At 46.8% G+C, this 13429-nt stretch carries 10 protein-coding genes; 5 read left to right on the top strand and 5 right to left on the bottom strand.

The annotated features are described in order from the left end of the window. Positions 1–35: 35 nt before the first annotated feature. From BTA51_RS10480 to BTA51_RS10460, 5 genes are all read right to left on the bottom strand, one after another. Positions 36–1046, bottom strand: coding sequence for an XrtA/PEP-CTERM system-associated ATPase (locus tag BTA51_RS10480; RefSeq protein WP_094707398.1), 1011 nt, complete (start codon positions 1044–1046; stop codon positions 36–38). 50 nt (positions 1047–1096) lie between these two features. Further along, complete coding sequence (locus BTA51_RS10475; protein WP_094707397.1) at positions 1097–2659, bottom strand: TIGR03016 family PEP-CTERM system-associated outer membrane protein; 1563 nt, start codon at positions 2657–2659, stop codon at positions 1097–1099. A 62-nt stretch (positions 2660–2721) separates the two neighbouring features. Next, the gene (locus BTA51_RS10470; RefSeq protein WP_210404808.1) at positions 2722–3831 is read right to left on the bottom strand and encodes an XrtA-associated tyrosine autokinase; all 1110 of its coding nucleotides are present in this window, start codon (positions 3829–3831) and stop codon (positions 2722–2724) included. 24 nt (positions 3832–3855) lie between these two features. Continuing rightward, positions 3856–5400, bottom strand: a complete 1545-nt coding sequence (locus tag BTA51_RS10465; RefSeq protein ID WP_094707396.1) for an XrtA system polysaccharide chain length determinant — start codon at positions 5398–5400, stop codon at positions 3856–3858. A 55-nt stretch (positions 5401–5455) separates the two neighbouring features. Next, positions 5456–6094: an XrtA/PEP-CTERM system exopolysaccharide export protein gene (locus tag BTA51_RS10460; RefSeq protein WP_094707395.1), complete on the bottom strand. Its 639-nt coding sequence runs from the start codon at positions 6092–6094 to the stop codon at positions 5456–5458. Positions 6095–6595: 501 nt separating this feature from the next. On the opposite strand from BTA51_RS10460, the gene BTA51_RS10455 reads away from it, so the two are divergent. Genes BTA51_RS10455 through BTA51_RS10435 form a run of 5 tightly spaced genes read left to right on the top strand, consistent with a single transcriptional unit; the run spans position 6596 to position 13426 of the window. Next, positions 6596–7444: an XrtA system polysaccharide deacetylase gene (locus tag BTA51_RS10455; protein ID WP_094707394.1), complete on the top strand. Its 849-nt coding sequence runs from the start codon at positions 6596–6598 to the stop codon at positions 7442–7444. A gap of 30 nt (positions 7445–7474) precedes the next feature. Then, a complete protein-coding gene (locus BTA51_RS10450; protein ID WP_094707393.1) occupies positions 7475–8608 on the top strand; it encodes a GNAT family N-acetyltransferase in 1134 nt (377 codons plus the stop codon). After that, complete coding sequence (locus BTA51_RS10445) at positions 8608–11277, top strand: hypothetical protein (RefSeq protein WP_094707392.1); 2670 nt, start codon at positions 8608–8610, stop codon at positions 11275–11277. Before BTA51_RS10450 ends, BTA51_RS10445 begins: the two co-directional genes overlap by 1 nt. Positions 11278–11332: 55 nt before the next feature. Continuing rightward, entirely contained in the window at positions 11333–12283 is a 951-nt protein-coding gene (locus BTA51_RS10440) for a glycosyltransferase family 2 protein (protein WP_094707541.1), read from the top strand. Positions 12284–12304: 21 nt separating this feature from the next. Next, positions 12305–13426, top strand: coding sequence for a glycosyltransferase family 4 protein (locus tag BTA51_RS10435; protein ID WP_246840993.1), 1122 nt, complete (start codon positions 12305–12307; stop codon positions 13424–13426). Positions 13427–13429 lie beyond the last annotated feature (3 nt).

The following is a 13429-nucleotide window of genomic DNA, read 5'->3' as shown; positions in this document are numbered from 1 at the left end:
CACTTCCACTGGAGGTGGCTTTTTACTTAAGCATACTACTGTTGTTTCAGTTTCTCTCTGAGCGTTCGTCTCTTGCTGATCAGCGTATCAATAAGCTTTGTATAGGCAATCTTCTGTTCAAGGACCAGTTCAAGAATATCGTTCAGATCCTGAACCAGTTCCTGTACATAAACTTCGCTGACGCCGCCACTGTCAGCCAGGGCAGGGCTGACATTCTTATTGTCTTTGCCTTCTTGCTGAAACTCTTCTTTCAGTTCATTTGCAATGGCTTCGACCACCTTGGTATCAACAAGATCCTTTTCCTCCAAATAGGCCATGAGGAGGGTTCGATCCATAAAGATATTGATGCGCCGGGGAATGCCACGTGTGAATTCGCTCATTTTATTCAGAGCTTGTTCGGTAAAGGCGGGTTTATCTGTCCAGCCTACTTGTGTCAGCCGATGCAAAACATATTGCTTGGTCTCATTTTCATCCAGCGAACGTAGATGGAAAGAGGCAATGATTCTCTGTTGAAACTGGACCAGGCTGGGGTGTTGCAGCTTTGAGCGCAGTTCCTCTTGCCCCAGAAGGAAGGTTTGCAATAAAGGTTTATTGTTCACCTGGTAGTTCGAAAGCAGTCTGAGCTCTTCGAGAGATTCATGGGACAGGTTCTGAGCCTCATCGATGATCAGCAGTGCCCGCCGCCCTTCTTTGCTCAGACCATATAAGTAGGTTTCGATATCCTTGATAATCTGCGCTTTGTTATCGCCGCCGGAATTAAGTCCGAATGAATTGGCAATGTGCTCAAGGAGTTCATAGGGATTAAGATTCGATGTGCTGACCTGAGTGGCTACAATCTGGGCATCAAGTGAATTCAGAATGTTCCCTGCCAGCATCGACTTACCTGTACCAATCGGGCCGGTAATGACAATAAAACCTTCTCCCTGCTGCAGGCCATAAAGCAGATAGTAGAGCGCTTTCTTATGGCAGGAGCTGGCATAGAAAAACTTGGGGTCAGGAGTCAGCTGAAATGGTTTGGCTGTAAATCCAAAATGTTCTTCGTACATAGGGTTAACCTGAAACTGTGTAGATTTAATCTAAAAGCGTTAATTCCTGACTAAAAACTGGCAACGACCGAGGCCGAAATGCGACTTTCCCTGACATCATCGGAAGAGTCTTCTCCCCGTCGGTCTGAATAGGCGTAGCTTAATGTGCCGCTTAAATCCTGGGTGAAGGTGCGATGTATCGATACCTTTTGCGTGTAGTCTGTAGTTTTTGTCGTTGTGCCTATGGTTTCCTGGTCTTCAACTTCCCGAACAGTAGAGCTCAATGTCATGTCAGTTCGGCTACCGAATTTCCAATTCCAAGACAACGCGCCGCTTAATTGGGTGGTGTATTCACGAGATGCGAACAGGCTATCCAAGGTTTTGGAACGATTCCAGATTACGTTGCCTGTAATTGTTGATTTGCCGCTCTTGTAAACGCCTGTATAAGATAGGTTTCTATTAAGTCTCTGTTTTTCATTGAGAAATATAAACTCGATGTTTCCGTATTGGACTCGCTGTGTTCCAGAGGCTACTGGAGTGCTGGGATCCTGTACTAATTGACATTCGTTAATTGATTGAGCACTCAAAGGGCAGTCAAAGTAAGCATTACCATAAACGGAATCTGCATCAGTGAAATCTGTAACGCTATCACTGTATTTCAAAACCTGTTTGAATCGTCTGGTTTCATGTTGTAAATCCAGACTATAAGTCTCTCCAAAAAACCTTTCGCTGTAGCCAGCGCTGACACTCGTTCTTCGGGTTGGATTCCAGCTGGCATTTACACTAACGAAGTGACGCTGGTCCCCCTGGCCACCTTTCTCATAGGTGTTGTATGCAACAGAGAGAGAGGAATTGGCTCGGTTTAAACGGACGCCGGCTCCCCAATAATCAGTGATAAATAGTGAACCGCTGGCAAGATCATTTTCCTCATGATTGCCTTGGACAAACACTCCTAAAGTTTGGGTCAAATTAACCCCAACCATACCGTCGCTGATCGTCTTGCGGTTCTCTTTATCGTCTTCGGAGTAGTTGCCGCCAAAGTCCCAGAATGCATGATTGAAACGCTTGCCATTCTGTATTCTCAGATTGCCGGAGATGCTGTCAATATTGTCGTGGTTGTTGTCGTTTTCGCTATGTCTGTAAAGAGCGCCGGAGTCGATGTCATAATATTGCCGTAAACCGCTGGAGTAGTTGAACCCAGTGGAGGTGGTCCGGGTTTCCGTTCGTTCGCGGCCAGTTTCTCCATCCCCGAAAGTGGGTTGCCCAACCTCAGTTTCAACATTCTGAATTCTGGCATTGGCAAACATATTAAGCGTTCTGTTCAATTCATAACGATTAATCGAGGCGTTAAGATTGTTCTCGCTTCGGTCATCGAACGCAGAGTTGGTATAGGAAGAACGCTTATATTTATAGTCTGCAGAGTAAGTAGTTTTAGCGCCTGAGTCCTCTATGGAAATTCCCGGGCTGACCTGGTGGATAAAGCTGTCTTCCTCGTTATTAGTTGTCAGTCCGACGTTGTCGGTATATTGCTCTGTGACACTGATCGAGGGGGTGATCTTGGGAGTAGCCCACGCGGACGGGGCTACTGACAAAACCAACAAAATTGGAGAGAGGGTACGTCTTTCCAAGAACATAATTCTTTCCGTAGTCTTTAATTTGGGATGTTGAGTAGTTTTTATTTCAGGCTACAGAAATATTAGTCCTTCCTGTAGTACCCATAGCCGTAACCATATTGATCTTTTGCTTCCCCTTTAGATTTATTGACCAGGAAGCCGATAGCCAGTTTTTTCTCCAGCTGTTCCACTGCGACTTGCACATCGGTCAGTCTGGTCTTGTTTTCTTCCACCACAATGACTGCCTGACCAACCAGGTTAGCCATGATATGGGTTTCGTTGACGCCCAGAAGTGGAGGGGCGTCAAATATGACCACCCGGTCCGAATATCTGGATGCCAGTTCTTCCATAAGCTTGGCCATTTTCTCGGAGGCTAACAGTTCTGTCGATAGTTCATGTGGACTACCGGCGGGAATGAACTTGAAATTATCAATGTTGGTATTGTGGATAATATCGGAGACATCTGGAATCTTACCGGACAAAAACTCTGTCAATCCGGAATCTGGTGTAACGCCTAACTCTCTGATGACATTCGGACGTAGTACATCGGTATCCACCAGCAGCACGGTCTTATCCTGCTCCAGGGCAATGCTGAGTGCCAGGTTAATGGCACTGAAAGTCTTGCCTTCATGGGCATTACAGCTGGAAACAATGATAAGGTTTGCATGATGCAGTGTCTTGGAGATCGCCCCGAATGCGTTGTTCAGAAGCTTTCGCTTAACCGCACGGAATTGCTCCTTAAGATGTCTGTTAGTGCTTTGCTGGGTAATAAATCCTTTTTTTGTCAGCACATCCACATCGATCTCTGAATACCTTGAGGACTTTGAATCCTCCTGAGACAGACGACTTTCAGTAGCTTTCACCTGACTTGCGGCGGACGGCTGGCTCGCCTTGGGCGACGCTGCGGTTGTAGCTTTTACCTCTGATTTTGTCTTTGGTTGTTCCGCTTTTCCGGCGGCTTCTGCAGGAGCCTCTTCCTGAGCAGGCATTTCTTCCTGTAGAAGCTTGGCGCTGTAAGTTGTTTCGGCCGGTTCACTGGAGCTTGCTACCTGTGCTTCTGCATCAGATGTCTTCTTGGCTTCGGGCGCTTTCTTGGTCTCTGGTGCTGGTTCATTCTGCAGGTTTGCCGACGGTGCCTGCTCTTCGGCCCCCTGTCCCTTGAGTTTAGCCATCGCTTTATCGATAGTGCTCATTTACATTTACTCCACTAAAAACGGTTAGCCAAACTTCAGGTTGATAAAGACGAGCAGTGCATAGGCGACAAGAATGATTCCCAAGGCGCCAATAAACACCAGATTATACAATTTGTCTTTGGATGCTGCTCCACCCTGGGAATTGGCCAGGGATATGGTTCCAAATACGGGATAGCCGGTCAGATGGGTCAGCTGGGTTCCTGACAATACTACAGGGCGCACCTGGCTGAGCAGGAAAGAGCCTGCGATTCCAGCACCAATACTCAATACCAGTACGGCTGTCATGAACAGAAGACGGTTAGGTCCTGTAGGTTCTTTTGGAACCCTTGGGGGATCCACCACCTTGAACTGAATGTCGTCGGCAGCCAGGTCTGCGTTCTGGGAAAGTCTTGCCTGTTCTCTTCTGGATAGAAGTTCATTGTATTTGGAACGGGTGATTTCGTAGCCGCGGTTAAGCGCAATCACCTGGGACTCAATTTCCGGAACGAGGTGAATTTTTTCTTCGATTTCTTTTACTTTGGCCGTGTATTCATCGACTCTGACCTTGAGGGAAACCTGTTCATTTTCCAGTTGAGTAACCGTCAGTTTCAGCTGCTGGTAAACAGGGTTGGTTCCGACTGGACCGTTGGCGAGTGAATTTTCCTTTTTATACTCTTCGATCGCTTTATCACGATTTTCTTCGAGATCCTGCAATCGCCGTTTCATTTCAATAATGTTGGGATGCTTGTCGGTGTACTTCAAAGAAAGGTCATCCAACTGAAGCTGAAGCTGCTCGATTCGCGCATCAAACTCGGTTTGGATGGAGGAGTTATCGGCGTCTTTGCCGGTATCCAGGTTGGCTTTTTCGCCGCTCAGCTGTGCTTTGGCAGAGGCAAGTCTCGATTCAACTTCTCTCAGCTGCAGTTGAGCCTCCTCAAGCCTGGATTTATTGGTCTGTTGAACGCCGTAGAAGTTGCCTACGTTGGTGCCGATTATGGCCGCGTTAGCCTGCTTGAACTCTGTCAGCTTGCGTTCATCTTCAAGCAGTCTTTTCTCGTATTCTGCTATTTGCCGGTCAAGAAACTGCTCAGCAGTATCTGCTTCATTGCGGCTTTCGCCCAGGGTATTTTCAACGAAAACATCCAGGGCTGACTGAATCACGTTACGTGCAATTTCCGGATTTTCAGAGGTGTAGGAGAGCCTGAAGAAATTTTCCCTGGCAGAGGAGCCTATTCGCAGATTGTCCTGGAGATCCCGGATGATATCGTCGAAACCGGCCTGGTCTTTTGACTGAATGTCCAGGTCTGACATCCGTGCAATTTTCTCCAGGTTCGGTCTGGTCATCAGGGTTTTTACCATCAGACGAATCTGAGAATCCGCATTTGGCTGTATTGCCAGGCCACGCAGAAGGGGTCTCAGGAGTGATTGTGTATCAACATAGACCTGTGCTGTTGCCTCGTATTGATTCGGTAGCTTCCAGATTAAATACCACCCAATAGGGCAAATAATCCAAGCCGCGAGAATAATATAAAGCTTATTCAGCCAGATTCCTTTCAGATAGTTGATTAGTTGTTCAACCAACTCCTGCATAAAACTACACCTCTAAATTTATGATATCTGGATCTACTACAAATAAAGCCAGCTGCTAAAACCAAGCTTCCGGGATGACAATGATATCGCCTGGCAACAGATCGATATTGGCAGAAACGCGGCCATCTTTAATAAGATCATCTATCTTCAAGCCGTATTCCTTATATTTGCCCTTCTCAATACGCGCCAGAGTTGCACGATTCCCGTCGGCAAATTCAGTCAGGCCGTTCACCTGGATCATGACGTCGAGTAATGTCATATCTTCAACATAGGGGAGAGCCTTGGGGTTAGCTGCCTCGCCTATGACGCGGATCTGCTCGCTGAATGGACCCTTAAATTCGGTAACGCTGACGGATACGATGGGATCTCTGATATAGGTTGCCAGTACCTTTTCAAACTCCCGGGCAACCTGAGTGGGAGTCTTTCCGGATACCGGAATGTCTTCCACCAGAGAAGTTGTGATCATACCGTCCGGACGTACGGTAAATGAGCCACTGATTTCCGGATTTCCCCATACGAAGACGTTCAGTTCGTCATTCGGGCCGATAAGGTATTTGTATTGTTGTGGGTTGACAGTCTCTGAGGGTTTGAGTGTTGCCATAGGGAGAGGTGGCGCCACACTACAGGCTGCAATGGCAGTTGCCAATGGCAGAATGCTTAGTTTTACCGCTTTTTTTAATATACTGATTTTCATCTCGGCGTCCCTTGTTCCATAGTTGCCCTAAGTATAAGATGCTAAGCCTCTTGATACGATGCTCAGGCTATTGATTTTTCAAAGTTTGTGTTAACAATTGCAAAATTCATCTCTTGGTCGCAACCGAATTTTAATTTTAGTGCAACATAATAGCTATGAGACTTTAAATGCAGTTGGATCAACCAAAATTGTCCGGATTGCCTGTTGTAATCACTTCAGCAGAATTAGACTCTTTGATTATAATCGTTACGACAACAAGATCATTCGGTAAAATGATCTAGATGAGACATTATTTCCGGCCTGATAACTGTCTGTAATAGTTAATACATTAGACGATCATTCCAAAATGGCTATGCCAAATGGTTGAGTTGTCTAATCAATATACAGATCAGCTTACAGGCCGAATCTCGTTTTTATGTTTCGTAAAGTTTGTTTTCAGAAAACAAACTACATGCTGATCAACTAATGCAAGCCGCTAAATAAAGCAGGGCAGAAGGATATATGAAATCGGAAGTAAATAATATTACACATGCCATGACGGTGGATGTTGAAGACTATTTTCAGGTTTCGGCCTTCGAAAATATCATCGATCGTGAAAAATGGGACGCTCTGCCTCATCGCGTGGAAAAAAATACCCGACGCCTGTTAAAGCTGTTTGATGACTATGGCTATAAAGCGACATTTTTTACCCTGGGATGGGTTGCTGAGCGAAATCCTTCCCTGATCAGGGATATTGTCGAAAATGGCCATGAGCTGGCCAGTCACGGATACGGCCACATGAGGGCAACGGAGCAGAGTCGAGAGGAGTTTCGGCAGGATGTGGAGCGCTCAAAGAAGATGCTGGAAGACATGTCTGGCCAGGAGGTTATCGGTTACCGTGCCCCCAGCTTCTCAATTAATGACTCCAACCGCTGGGTATTTGATGAGCTGGCGGAAATGGGATTCAAATACAGTTCGAGTACCTATCCTGTCAAACATGATCTTTATGGTGTGCCTCATTGGCCTCGTTTTCCTTATAAGCTGGAAAATGGACTGACTGAAATTCCAATGACGACTTTGAAGCTTGGTTCACGGACCATGCCTATGTCCGGAGGAGGCTATTTCCGTCTGTACCCATATTTCGTCAGCCGCTTTCTGTTCAATAAATTTGTGCAGGATGAGAAAAGTCCGGCCATCTTCTATATGCACCCTTGGGAGATTGATCCGGACCAACCCCGGCAGCAAGGCATTTCGGCAAAGACTGCATTCCGTCATTACCTTAATTTGTCCCGGCACGAAAAGAGGTTCAAGCGTTTGTTGGCCGACTTCCAGTGGGGAAGGATGGACAAGGCTTTCGGAATCGTAGCCTAGTCGTATATTGTCACCCCATCAGGAATAATTTTGGCCCTGGAAAAGTCCATCGGCCTGGAAACGACTTCTATGCTTCTTGTCGAAGAAAAACGTGTTGATCGTCAGAGTCTTCAGGAGATTGAAGAACTCTGGCGGGGTCTTGAGTCACATTCTGGAGAGTATTTCTTCACTAGCTGGCATTGGATAGGTGCCTGGCTTAGAACCAGTGCAACTGATCCCAGACTATTGATGGTTTATGATGGAAACAGCCTGGTCGGGATGGGGTGTGTACACTTCTCACAGTTCAATAAAAATGCCTTTGCCTGGAAGCAGGCGAACCTGAACAGGACCGGTAACTCTGGTTATGACCAGATCTGGATCGAGTATAACGATGTGTTGGCAGCCCCTGATATTCGGGCTGAAGTCAGAGAGTCATTGATTCATCATGTACTCGGTTATTCGGATATTGCCGAGTTTCGCATTGGAATGTCGCTTAATACTGTTCTGGATTCCCTGACCGGCGTCGATACTGTAAGTGAATACGAATTTAGGACTAAAGGCTTTTTACTTAATCTTCGGCCTGAATTTAGTGATTTCAATACATTGCTGAAAGCTTTTTCAAGCAATACAAGAAGTCAGATACGCCGCTCGTACAAGGCTTATAGTTCGCATGGAGAATTAACTGTTACGTCAGCCGGATCCCGAGAGGAGGCTTTGGATTATTTTGCTGCAGCAGGGCATTTGCATAAAGAGAAGTGGTCAGACAGCGGATTCCATAATTCCAAATTTATCAATTTTCATAAAGATTTAATCAATAACTCGTTTGATGAGGGTGTGATTGATCTATTGAAAGTATCGGCAGGGGAGACAGTGCTGGCCTATTTATATAATTTTGTTTATCGGGGGCGGGTATATTTTTATCTATCCGGAATCAATTACGAACCTTCTGATAATCAATATAAACCGGGGCTGTTGGCGCATGTTTTGGCGATTTCGTGGTATTCAGCCAGGAATATGGCGGTATATGACTTTATGGCAGGCGATGCCCGCTATAAGCGTTCGTTAAGTGATTCAGAGTATGATATGGCTCTGTTATCCATAAAGAAAAAGACGATCAAGACTTCAGCGTACAAGCTGTTGAAGAAAGTTCGTACACAGGTTAAGCGTGGTTTGAATAAACACTGATGGTTTCAATTCCAGTTCATATTGAAAACAGAGACGCAGGTTCGCAAAAGGGGCGTCTTGTAGCATTTGGATGTCCTGTACCTAAAGGATTGATGGTGTCCATTGATGGTCTGACGATCAAGGATGCTGACCTCAATCTGCCTTTTAGTGCTGAAGTAACAGCGCGTTGGCCCGACAACAGCATAAAATGGCTCCATATCGAAACCCTGGTCGATATCGCGGCCAATGAATCCAAAACTCTGTCGGTGTCGACAGAGATGGAGAGCCCTGCCAATGAGGTCGAGACTTCGCGTGAAGACCGGTTTCAAGCCTGTGATGTGATTGCTCGGACCGATGACACAATTGTCGTATCCCACTTCGGGGCAAAGTATTCGTTTAGCCGGTCGGGAGAACAGTTTGCTCTTGATATAGAAAGTGGTGCTGGGAATATTCGAATGACAGCTCCGGTTGTCAGGTCGCAAAAAGGCGTAATCATCCCGTTCGCTCCTGCTGAATTTCGAGTGTTGGAAGGGCAGGGTCCAGGTAGGCATATCCTGGTTGAGGTCTCAGGCCATTTTAAAGCTGAAGGGCTCAGGAGAGATATTGCTGCAACGATTGCTTTCACATTTCTGCCTTTTTCGCCGTTGGTGAAAGGACGTCTAACTCTCCACAACCCTAACGCCGCCAAACACTTGAACGGGTTGTGGGATCTGGGTGATCCCGGCTCATTTCTGTTTTCCAGTTGCGATTTTGGTATTGAATACCCTGGCGAGACTGCCAGCTATCGTTTGGATGCTCAGGCTCCCTGGCAGCAGGCGTCAGATAGGCTCTCCATATATCAGGGAGGAAGCGGGGGAGAACAATGGGATAGCCCGGTTCATGTCAATGCGGATAACAAGGTAGCCGTCAATCAAAGAGGTTACACGGTCAATTTGCAGGCCGAAGCAGAAATCACCTCTGGGTTAAGGTCATCGCCGGCTGTTTTCATTGAGGGGAGAGAGGCAGGTGGAAAAGGTCTGTTCTTCAAGCCGCACCAGTTTTGGCAGAACTTCCCGAAATCGATTTCCGTTTCCAAAGGGGAAGTGATGTTTGGCGTCTTCCCCGCGGGGTCTTCGGAACCCTATGAATTGCAGGGCGGCGAAAAGAAAAGTCACCAGTTCTATTTTTCAGCCTCTGCCTCTTCAGACCAGTTCGACTGGTTATATCAAGAGATCACGATTGCGGTGGATCCGAAATGGATCACAACGTGCGGGGTGGTTCCTGGATTGAATGAAATCAAGGAATTGGAGGGGCTGGATGCTCTGATTGATATCGGAATCAGCCATCCGCAACACTCCTTCTTTCATAAACGTGAGCGTATTGATGAGTATGGGTGGCGCAATTTTGGTGATCTTTATGCGGATCACGAAACCGCCGAGTACAAGGGGAGTGATCTATTTGTCTCTCACTACAATAACCAGTACGACCCGATCTATGGAATGCTGCGACAATACCTCGCCACAGGCAAGGAAGACTGGTTGCAGCTGGCTGATGATCTTGCCAGGCATGTCTCAGATATCGATGTCTATGACACGGAAGATGATAAATTCGAGTACAACGGTGGGCTGTTTTGGCACACCGATCACTATGTAGACGCTCAAACGTCAACTCACAGAACCTATTCAGCCAGACAGCAGAAAGGGGTATACCAGGATCACGCCGGTGGTGGTGGTCCGGGGGGGCAGCATTGTTATACCACAGGGTTGATGTATCACCATTTTCTTACCGGGTCTGAGGCTTCCCGTAAGGCAGTTTTACAGCTGACAGAATGGATTACTCATGTCTACGAGGGTAATAGGGGGGTGCTTGAATACCTTCTTGCACTCAAGAATGCGCGGAACCCAGGTCTTAAGAATCCCTTGACCCGGAAATATCCACTGGATAGAGGGACGGGAAATTATCTGGTCGCATTGCTGGACAGCTATCAGCTGACTCTGGACAGTCGTTTTTTGCAGCGATCTGCGCAAGTGATTAGAAATACAGTCAATCCGGCTGAGGATATTTCTCTCCGAAATCTGCATAATGTAGAAGAAACATGGTTTTACACCATATTCTTTCAAGCTGTTGTGAAGTTTTTGTTGGTAAAACAGGATGCTGACCAGCTCGACGATGACTTTTATTATGCCAGGGATTCGCTGATCCATTTCGCCGGATGGATGGTTGAGAATGAATATCCATACCTGGAGAAGCCGGAAATACTGGAGTTTCCGAATCATACCTGGGTGGCGCAGGATGTCAGAAAAGCCTATCTGCTAACTTATGCTGCTATGTTCTGTCCCGATAGGGAAAAGCGTCGGCAAATGCAGAAGAAAGCAAAATTTTTTGAAAACTACGTGGTTGACTGCCTAAAAGCAGAGGAAACCAACTACTATACGCGCATTTTGGCGATCCTGATGCAGAATCACGGTTTCAGCGGGCTGCTTAGTGTGATCGATGAAGGGGATAACTGGCAGGAAATTTTGGGAATTAAGCCTGAAGTGACGACTACGCCGATACGTCCGTATCCTGTTCCGATCGCCGCGGGTGCGGCAGTTCAATGGTTGGCTGCTGGTGGTGAGTTAATGAGGCGGTTGGTTCAGTTGTCGCTAAAAAGGGAATTGGACTGGTTGTCCAAGCGCTCTGAAAAAGTGGCGGGTTGGGTGAATCGTTAATGTTGGCCTGCCAGGTATCAAGCTGTTAAAAACTATGGGTAAAGAAGAAAGTTCCATGATTGTGTCATTCATTATTCCTCATAAAGGAAGAACGGAAATGCTTGAGCAAACCGTCTCTTCTGTGCTGAATCTGCAGCATCCGGATGTGGAACTGGAAGTCCTTGTTATTACCCAGAATGATCATCTGGACATCAAGACGGAAGAGACTCCCGGTAACACGATCAGGATATATCAGCAACCGGAATCCCTGACCATATCCCATTTGCGCAACTTTGGATTTAAGCAGGCAAAGGGAGACTATATTGCATTTTTGGATGCAGATGTGGCGCTCTCACCCAACTGGCTGATCGTCATGCTGGATCTTTTGAAGCAGGAGCCAGGCAGGGTCTTGGTGAGTGCGATGCAGAGAAACAGTGACAATGCACCGGTACTGGAAAGAATCAGAACTGCACTGAGCAATGCGGAAACAGATTGCGATTTGAGCTTTCTTCCAGGGCGAAATCTTTTCATGCGCCGGGAAACGGTTGAGAAAGTTGGTGGATTTCCCGAGCATCTGACCACCTGTGAGGATTACTATTTTACCTACCGAGTCAGCGAATTAGGTTCCATGTACTATTCTTCGGCTGCAGATTACGTCCATCTGGGTGAAGACAAAGCCTTGAGGTCCATGTTCGACAAGGAGATCTGGCGAGGACAGTCAAATCTGCATTCAATTCGCGGGCGCAAGATCCCTTTGTCTGAAGTTCCAAGTTTTCTGGTGCCCATGTGGATATTGTTCTTCGCATTGGCCTTTCTCGTTGCCGGGTTTGTCGGTCAATTATCGCTTTCACTGCTTTGTCTTCTGTTTGCCATACTTCCAGTGCTTGCGTATAGCCTGCGTCTATACGGTGTCGCCAATCGAGAAATTGAGTTTGTTGAAATTATTAAGTTTTATCTGGTCTATTTTCCCGCGCGAATCATTGGGACACTGGTCGGCCTGTTCAAATCCATCAGTGCCGGCAGCTAGGCTTCAAAGAATTAAAGGTTAATGTCATTAATGAATGTATTGCAGTTTATTTGTCCCACAGGTTTTTATGGCGCAGAGCGGTGGATACTGGCTCTGGCCAAGCATTTGCCGCGAGATTCTGTCAGATGCGATCTGGCGGTCACATTGGAAGACAATTCCAAGGATCTTGAATTGGTCCGGCAATACAGAAATTTGGGAATGGATGCTTTTGAGCTGCCGATGGCACATCGATTTGATTATAAAGTGGTCAACAGACTTGCAGACCTGATCAAGTCGCGTGATATCCACGTTATTCATACCCATGGCTACAAATCAGACATTCTGGGGGTTCTGGCCGCCAGAAAGGCGGGCATTCCCTGCATCGTCACGCCACACGGTTTCGAGAATGCGTCGGACCTCAAACTCAGGCTATTTATATGGCTCGGTTGTCAGTCGATGAAGTATGCGGACGTGGTTGCACCGCTTTCTCCGGCATTAATGGAAGACGTTAAGAAAATTGGCGTGCCCGATAGCAAGATCACCTATATCCAGAATGGCGTGGATCTTTCCGAAGCGGAGGCTGAGCTGCAAAATGACAGGACTCTGGCAACTCCGGGAACAAAAAGGATAGGATTTATCGGGCAACTGATCAGTCGCAAAAACCTTTGGGATATGCTTGAGGTGTTTGAAAGCTTTGCGTCCAAGCATGATAACGTGACGCTGTCTTTCCTCGGTGATGGGGATGAGCGGGAAGCATTGGAGCAGAAGGCCAAAACTTTGAAGCATGGTGATCGAATTGAATTCCTCGGATTTCGCGATGATCGGATGGCATATCTCAGAAGCTTTGACATGTTTGCCATGACATCAACACTGGAAGGTATTCCAAGATGTCTTATGGAAGCCGCTGCGATGGGAGTACCGGTCTCCGCTTATGATATCCCTGGTATTGATCAGCTTGTGTTCCACGAAAATACTGGGCTCCTGGCTCCTCTTGGTGACAAGGACAAACTTGAAGCTCAGTGGGAGCGGATGTTATTTGATGAACCTCTTGCCAAAACACTGGCTGAAAATGCGAAGGACTATGTCTATCAACATTATTCCGCACAACGGATGGCTGAAGAATACCGCCAATTGTTTGAGCGGGTAATTAAGAAGATGGGATAATGT

The sequence above is a fragment of the Hahella sp. CCB-MM4 genome, from assembly GCF_002260525.1.
Taxonomy (GTDB): domain Bacteria; phylum Pseudomonadota; class Gammaproteobacteria; order Pseudomonadales; family Oleiphilaceae; genus Hahella.
The sequence above is the reverse complement of the archived record's forward strand: the minus strand, read 5'-3'. Positions and strand labels throughout refer to the sequence as shown.

Bases quoted from the DNA above. Each gene is read 5' to 3' on its own strand.
- BTA51_RS10480 (WP_094707398.1), bottom strand. From the start codon at position 1,046: ATGTACGAAGAACATTTTGGATTTACAGCCAAACCATTTCAGCTGACT.
- BTA51_RS10475 (WP_094707397.1), bottom strand. From the start codon at position 2,659: ATGTTCTTGGAAAGACGTACCCTCTCTCCAATTTTGTTGGTTTTGTCA.
- BTA51_RS10470 (WP_210404808.1), bottom strand. From the start codon at position 3,831: ATGAGCACTATCGATAAAGCGATGGCTAAACTCAAGGGACAGGGGGCC.
- BTA51_RS10465 (WP_094707396.1), bottom strand. From the start codon at position 5,400: ATGCAGGAGTTGGTTGAACAACTAATCAACTATCTGAAAGGAATCTGG.
- BTA51_RS10460 (WP_094707395.1), bottom strand. From the start codon at position 6,094: ATGAAAATCAGTATATTAAAAAAAGCGGTAAAACTAAGCATTCTGCCA.
- BTA51_RS10455 (WP_094707394.1), top strand. From the start codon at position 6,596: ATGAAATCGGAAGTAAATAATATTACACATGCCATGACGGTGGATGTT.
- BTA51_RS10445 (WP_094707392.1), top strand. From the start codon at position 8,608: ATGGTTTCAATTCCAGTTCATATTGAAAACAGAGACGCAGGTTCGCAA.
- BTA51_RS10440 (WP_094707541.1), top strand. From the start codon at position 11,333: ATGATTGTGTCATTCATTATTCCTCATAAAGGAAGAACGGAAATGCTT.
- BTA51_RS10435 (WP_246840993.1), top strand. From the start codon at position 12,305: ATGTCATTAATGAATGTATTGCAGTTTATTTGTCCCACAGGTTTTTAT.